Origin of the sequence: Bradyrhizobium nitroreducens (genome assembly GCF_002776695.1) — a bacterium.
GTDB classification, from domain to species: Bacteria; Pseudomonadota; Alphaproteobacteria; order Rhizobiales; family Xanthobacteraceae; genus Bradyrhizobium; species Bradyrhizobium nitroreducens.
Window position 1 is genome coordinate 5,770,454 of the sequence record NZ_LFJC01000003.1, and the last position, 1,371, is coordinate 5,771,824.

Genomic DNA, 1,371 nt, shown 5'->3' on the forward strand with positions numbered 1-1,371 from the left:
CGGGCGGGCCACTCTCAGTCGCGGGTCCGATCGAAATCCTCACGCCGGCGAATCGAGGCCGTGTCGTGTTGAGCGCCCCGTGTCGCGTTCGGCCGTCAAGCCGCTTTGGACGGTCGCCGAAGGCGCCCCGCAAGCGAGATGGCCGCGGCCCATTGCCGCGGGGGGCTTCCAGTCGGGAGGATTGATCGCCGTCAGCGCACACCCATTGTCTTCGGCGCGTTGTTTGTCGTGCGTGTGTTGGATCGATGGAGCCGAACATGAACAGCGAAGTGAAGGCGGATTGCTGAACGCGGATGGCCGGGGGCCTTATCGGCCTCCGGCGCATCCGATCTCGCAGCTGCCTGGCGGCTACCGCACGGCGCGCGGTTTCAACTCAGGACGGGATCATCAGATGACCTTGCTCGATGTAGAGGACGCTCCTTCGACGTTCAACGAATCGTCCGCATGGAAGCGCGTCTGGCGCGCGACCGCCGCTGTTGCCGTCTTGAGCCTGGTCGCTGTGGCGGCCGTGCCGTTTAGCGACGGCCTCGTTGTCGGCGGTCGGGCTGCAGTCGCTGAAAATCTCTCGACCGTGGGCGCGCGAGTCGAGGACTTCGTGCCGGAGGATCGCGGCAAGCTTTCCAAGCCGATCATTGGCGGGCTGGTGGCGGGCGCAGCCTCGGCGGTCGGCAAGCGCGTGGCCAATCTTCTTGTCGACGGGGCGTGGCCGGTTGCTTTAGCCTGGTTTGACCGGACCACGCGTAAGACCGATTTCATGGTGTGGGCCGGCCCGGGTGAGTTCGTCGACGGGGCGCCGGTCGGTCGTGACGACACGCTCATGCACCTGAAGTTCGAGGACAACGGCAATCTGGCATTGGCTTATCGTCTCAGTCGCTTTTTTGCGACGCTGGGTCTCGACGTCGGCAGGTTCGAGATGAGCGCCGTGGCCGAACGGGACGAATGCGCGTGTTCGTATCGGACCTTTGGCGAACAGATTCGGGTATCGACCTCGGGCGACGTCCGTCAGACTTGGCGTTCCGAGAAAAAAGGCGTGATCGCAAACGTCGTCGCCAGGATGGACGCGAACGGCCAGATTGCGGCGGGTGACGTGACGACGAGCTTCGACGACAAGGTTCTGAAGCGTCCCGTCGTGCTCGGCTCGCGCCATGATCATCTGCAAACGGACGAGCGGCTGGACGAGTATTGAGGGAGGTCGGCACTTCCGGTCGCAGGCCAACGCGCAGGATATAGGCGAACGACCTCTCGGTCTTCCAAGGCCGGGAGGTCCTTTTTCCCCGGCGCCCCGCTATGCCGCCGCCTGCGCCGCCAGCAATTGCTTCAGTTTCGCCGCCGGCACCGCCGGGCTGAACAGCCAGCCCTGCATCTGGCTGC

At 64.8% G+C, this 1,371-nt stretch carries 1 protein-coding gene; it reads left to right on the forward strand.

Annotation, left to right across the window (positions count from 1 at the left end; all coding sequences use genetic code 11):
• The first annotated feature begins 391 nt into the window (after window positions 1-391).
• Window positions 392-1,186 (forward strand): hypothetical protein, encoded by a 795-nt coding sequence (locus TSA1_RS27685; RefSeq protein ID WP_145984381.1) that lies wholly within the window; start codon window positions 392-394, stop codon window positions 1,184-1,186.
• Window positions 1,187-1,371 lie beyond the last annotated feature (185 nt).

Excerpts from the sequence above, each read along its gene's own strand:
- TSA1_RS27685 (WP_145984381.1), top strand. The coding sequence starts at position 392 with ATGACCTTGCTCGATGTAGAGGACGCTCCTTCGACGTTCAACGAATCG.